We start from the raw sequence: 625 nt of genomic DNA, 5'->3' as shown, positions 1-625 counted from the left end.
GCGCAACGGGCAGAACACCTGCAACCGTGGCTGCATGAGTACAACTGGCATCGTCCTCATGCAAGTCTGGGCTATAAGCCCCCCATCAGCCGTCTTCAATCTGTGAACAACCTGGTGGGTTTACACATCTAGGGAACTGGGGGCGATTCATGTTGTACTGGGCAAAATGCACAAAAAACCAGTCGTTAGATTGGGACTCTCAATTGACTGGCAAAGCGGACGGGAGGGTGCAGTCCGGCTCAAGCACAAGCGGACATAGGTAGGGACCGAGTTGCCAGTGGCAAGTCGCAGCCCTGTCTGCTGCCCCTTGTTTCCTTATCCTGTTCGCAAATGCCAAAAAGCAAAAAGGCCTTCCCGATTGGGAAGGCCTTCGAATTACTGGCGGAGCGGACGGGACTCGAACCCGCGACCCCCGGCGTGACAGGCCGGTATTCTAACCAACTGAACTACCGCTCCGCTGTCTGGTTAGCTTTTTGCTAAATTGTCTGCCGTTTCAATGAGGTGTCATCCTCTCGGCCAACGTCGTGATGTGCACGTCGCTGTTTAATTGGGTGCCTGGCAGTGTCCTACTCTCGCATGGCGAATGCCACACTACCATCGGCGCTACCGCGTTTCACTTCTGAGT

The 625-nt window shown here is 54.9% G+C and carries 1 protein-coding gene and 1 tRNA gene; one reads left to right on the top strand and one right to left on the bottom strand.

Annotated features, from left to right (window positions below):
- On the top strand, positions 1 to 132 hold a 132-nt coding region (locus tag GWQ31_RS21705; protein ID WP_275910251.1), incomplete at its 5' end, for an integrase core domain-containing protein.
- A 247-nt stretch (positions 133 to 379) separates the two neighbouring features.
- Here the strand turns inward: GWQ31_RS21705 and GWQ31_RS21700 are convergent.
- A tRNA-Asp gene (locus GWQ31_RS21700) sits at positions 380 to 456 on the bottom strand.
- Positions 457 to 625: the final 169 nt, after the last annotated feature.

The sequence above is a fragment of the Aeromonas sp. 2MA4 genome (assembly GCF_029237305.1).
Taxonomy (GTDB): Bacteria; Pseudomonadota; Gammaproteobacteria; order Enterobacterales; family Aeromonadaceae; genus Aeromonas; species Aeromonas salmonicida.
The sequence above is the reverse complement of the archived record's forward strand: the minus strand, read 5'-3'. Positions and strand labels throughout refer to the sequence as shown.